The sequence below is a fragment of the Chitinophagaceae bacterium genome, from assembly GCA_007695095.1.
Taxonomy (GTDB): Bacteria; Bacteroidota; Bacteroidia; order Chitinophagales; family REEL01; genus REEL01.
Genome location: REEL01000126.1, coordinates 1 through 4,083, shown reverse-complemented (window position 1 = coordinate 4,083; position 4,083 = coordinate 1). Strand labels below are relative to the sequence as shown.

At 31.2% G+C, this 4,083-nt stretch carries 6 protein-coding genes; all 6 read right to left on the bottom strand.

What is annotated here, in order from left to right:
* Positions 1-1,018, bottom strand: a 1,018-nt coding sequence (locus tag EA412_10075; GenBank protein ID TVR77815.1) for a T9SS C-terminal target domain-containing protein, incomplete at its 3' end; no start/stop codon positions are given.
* A 117-nt stretch (positions 1,019-1,135) separates the two neighbouring features.
* Positions 1,136-1,570 (bottom strand): SufE family protein, encoded by a 435-nt coding sequence (locus EA412_10070; protein ID TVR77814.1) that lies wholly within the window; start codon positions 1,568-1,570, stop codon positions 1,136-1,138.
* A 196-nt stretch (positions 1,571-1,766) separates the two neighbouring features.
* Complete coding sequence (locus EA412_10065) at positions 1,767-2,702, bottom strand: HNH endonuclease (protein TVR77816.1); 936 nt, start codon at positions 2,700-2,702, stop codon at positions 1,767-1,769.
* Between the two features lie 29 nt (positions 2,703-2,731).
* The gene (locus tag EA412_10060; protein TVR77813.1) at positions 2,732-2,974 is read right to left on the bottom strand and encodes a hypothetical protein; all 243 of its coding nucleotides are present in this window, start codon (positions 2,972-2,974) and stop codon (positions 2,732-2,734) included.
* A 2-nt stretch (positions 2,975-2,976) separates the two neighbouring features.
* On the bottom strand, positions 2,977-3,852 hold the full coding sequence (locus tag EA412_10055) for a serine dehydrogenasease (GenBank protein ID TVR77812.1): 876 nt from the start codon (positions 3,850-3,852) through the stop codon (positions 2,977-2,979).
* Between the two features lie 11 nt (positions 3,853-3,863).
* Positions 3,864-4,083, bottom strand: a 220-nt coding sequence (locus EA412_10050; GenBank protein ID TVR77811.1) for a DNA phosphorothioation system sulfurtransferase DndC, incomplete at its 5' end; no start/stop codon positions are given.

Sequence of the window (4,083 nt, the reverse complement as noted above, 5' to 3'; positions counted from 1 at the left end):
ACATCTTTTGAAATCTACCCCTGTAGACTTCTTCGCCTTGCTGAATCTCGATGAAGTACAAACCTTTGGAATAGCCTTCAATATCCAGCTGTATGTTTTCTGTTGAGAAGTGGCTTTGTTCAAAGATGGTGCGACCGGTCATATCTATGATGCGCAACTGTAATTTTTCATTCCTCATGAGCTCCGGTAAAGAAACAAATACTTCTTTTGAAGAAGGGTTCGGGTAAAGCTCTAAAGGTTTTGCTGCTATGAGATTACTTTCAACACTGGATAGCAAATCATCGCAAAATTCATCCCAGGATTGTGCAACAGTCAATGAATCCCAGGCATAATCAGCAACATAAAGATTTTTCACCCAACCCGGAGAAGCTTCATTAGCCAATACCGATGGATGATCTCTGAAAAAAACGATAAAATCGTCGGGTTCCTGAGGTAAATACTGCATTGAAAGGCTGTCATCATAGACGGCAAAACTTTCTCCGTTAATATAAATATTCACCAACCCATTGCATTCCCTGATTAGCGTTAACTGGTAAACATCTGTATCATTAAAAAAATCTTCTTCACCTACTAAACCATTGGGCCAAAAATCAAGTGTGCCATTTGAAGGCGGGTCTGACTGATAAATATAAATACCTACATCATCTACATGAGTAAAACTCATAATCCTTACCCAGCCGGCATTATTATTTAAATCATCAAATTTAAATGCAAACTGTATGGTATATTCACAATCAAGGAATTCATTATTACTGAATTCAAAACCGGCATCCCGCTCAAAGAAATAACCCGGAACAACATCTTCATTTGGGCAAGTTGTAATCGGCAAATCAAAATCACCAAAGTTGCCTGTCTCCCCATCATTGTTTTCAATCACAATTAAATCTGGTCCTGTAGCGGAAGATTCTTCAAAATTTGAACTTAAGGGATAAAAATAGGTTTGCTGTGCATGCAGCAAAGACTTACCCGAGATACTTATAAATAAAAATAGAATTAGAATTTTAGCATATAACTTCATAATATTATATTTTAGCATTTATTAAAAATAATGCTTTGTTAATGGCAAATATAACAAAATATTCACTCCTTAAAAGTTTGAATGGTGAATAATTGATTTTTAAAAGAGTAGGCTTTCTTAACCTTCTTTACTTAAATCAATCGCATATTCCTTCACTTGACTTATGATAGCATTCAATCCATTTGATCGCTGTGGACTTAAATGAGCACGTAGTTTTATCTTATCTATAAAAAAAAGCTCAGCATGTATAATGTCCTCCGGTTTCTGATTTGACAATATTCTGATTAGTAAAGCAATAATTCCTTTTATGATAAGAGTGTCACTATCTGCTTGAAAAAAGATTCTGCCATCTTTAGTAAAAGACCGCATCCAAACAGTAGATTGACAGCCCTTTACTATATTTTGCTCTGTTTTAAATTGATCAGACATCGGTAATAAATCTTTGCCTAAATCTATAATGTACTCATATCGATCCATTGGATCTTCAAGCGCAGAGAATTCTTCAGTGATTTCATTTTGGATTGAATCTATATCTTTAATTGTTGTTTCCATTTGTATTGTTAAGATACTTAAAATTTAGTTGTTTTTAAATTGCCCTAATACTTTTAAAGAATGACAATGTAGCTATGTATCATAATAAGGTGTGTTTCAAATTTTATGAAGAATAGTAAAGTTTAACTACACCCTATTCATCAGTAATATCATCCTTTTTAAGTAAATTTCGAGAAATTTATCATTACATACATAATCAGAAGTTAAAACGCATTCTATGTTGATATAGATTTTCTTTTGCAGGATGGAATTTAGAATTATCTGGAAGCATAATTGTAGTCCCAGCAAATTGGGATAGATTATACACAGAATGGTTTTCTATAAAGTTTTTATTTAAGATTACTTCGTAATTATCAGAAATAGAAATTAAACCTCTGTCATAAGCTCTGTGTAAATTTGGACAAAGAGCAATTCCATTAGTTAATGTATCATCGTACCCTTCTGAGAATGGAACAATATGACATGCATCTACCATAGAAACATTAGTGATTGCATCAATTCGTAAGCCTGAAATTGCACAAGTATTGTTGTAGATTTTTGGAATCTCTCTTTTAAACATTCCACTACGAATAAATACTTCTTCTTGAAAAACATTTTCGTCTACCTGATTTTTGAGTTCAATAATTTTACGTTTGTACTCCACTGAACTTTCATTTAGGAGAGAAACATTTAGTAAATCATCATTCCCGTTAATATTAAAATTGACTTTTGTTTCAGAAAAATATTTGTCCAAAACTGAAATTTTCAAAATATCTCGACTTTCCGGTTTTAATAGCAATTCGGCAAGTTCGTTTTCAATTAAAGCAAAATTTACGGCAGTAGTTAAATTTTGTAAACTTCGCATTGAGCTTTTAGACTCAATCCACTTCTCACAACCTACATTTACAGTCAATTTCCAAAAAGGCTCGGAACTCATATGATAAAATGGCATTGCGAAAATTGGATGATGATTGGTGACTACCAACTTTGACCAAATGGATTTGAAAGAAGCGACTAATTCTGGTAAAATTTGAATTTGATTGTTAGTGAAAAATTCTTTTTCAAATAAACGGATTACACTTAATAATAAAATAGGTTTGTGTGGAGCTCCACCATTCTTCGCATCTCGTTTTAAATGCGTAAAACAATGAATATAATATGATAGTTGATCTGTCAAATATTTTATAGGTTTGTTGTAATCAAATCTGTTTCATCTGATAATGAAGAATTAAACAATGATTTGTGTAAGTGTAAATCAGTAATTGAAATCAAATTATTGCCTCTTTTTTTAGCAACCCCTTTGTCAACTAACTCTTCAAATTTTTTTAATGCATCTTCATACTTATCAATTAATTCACTCCCTTTAAATTTAATTTCAGATTTTTTAATAGCAGCTTCTACTTGTTTGTCGATTTTTGTTTTCATAACTATATAAATTTACGAGTGTGAATAAAAATTTGCAGTCTATTTTTTATAACATAGTCTGAAAATAAGTCATAATAATTTCTGATTAATGGTCTATAATCTTCATTACTATAGTCATCAATTTTTAAACGAAAAATATCGCTCTCTAATATTTCAATATTAATTGGCCTACCGTGAGATTTCCATAAATTACTATCACTTAATTTGTCAGCAATCTCTCTAGCTCTTTGTTCTTTCTCTTCTAATGTTACTGGCTTTCCTTTTAAATCTGGTGTTGTTAAATGAGTGTTCCAATTTTTGAATTTATACTTAACCAACCATTTTTTAAGTAATTCTATTGTGAGATTTTTAGCTTGTTCATATCCTCTTAACTCAGCTAAGTCCATATCTTTAAGAATTAAGAACTCAGCTTGGGTTAACTCATTTTTTTGAGCTTTTTCTATCAACTCATTAACTTTATCTAAGTAACCTAAGGCAGCAACCCATTTTCCTTCTTTATTTTGAACTTGTGGGTCAATAGGACCTAAAACAGAAAAATAGTCCATAAGGATATTATCACCACTCATACAAAAAATTGTGCCTGCACTATAGGCATAATCTGGAACTATAAAGTTTACTTCATTGTAATGATGTCTCAAAATATTTACATATCTTTCAACTGCTACAGCGCTACCTCCCGAAGTAGTCAGAATAACATAAATTTTATCTTTTTTGTTATCATCTTTTGCTAAATCTTCTATAATACTTAAAAAACTATTTTCATAACCATCGACTATTGGTCCGTAATAAACAAAAAAATCTGCATTAAAATGAGTCTCGAGTAAAACTAACCTGTCATTTAGCAAATTATGTATTAACTTATCAACTGCTGGCTTCATGTTTTAAAAATTTAAATTGAATATTCTAAACGTCTCATTATATCCTCTTTCAAACCTCTTTTTCTATTTAACAGAGATTTATTTTTTTGAAGCGTTAATAACTCTTGAATCAATTCAAAATTGTTTGGATTGTCTTCACAGGATTTTTTGAGTAGTTCTAATTCCTTTTCGTGTTTTTTGTTTTGGTCTTTCATATCCAAATTTAGTTTATAGGCTTTACGATAGATGTCG

Coding starts and splice junctions, on each gene's coding strand:
- EA412_10070 (TVR77814.1), bottom strand. CDS start 1,570: ATGGAAACAACAATTAAAGATATAGATTCAATCCAAAATGAAATCACT.
- EA412_10060 (TVR77813.1), bottom strand. CDS start 2,974: ATGAAAACAAAAATCGACAAACAAGTAGAAGCTGCTATTAAAAAATCT.
- EA412_10055 (TVR77812.1), bottom strand. CDS start 3,852: ATGAAGCCAGCAGTTGATAAGTTAATACATAATTTGCTAAATGACAGG.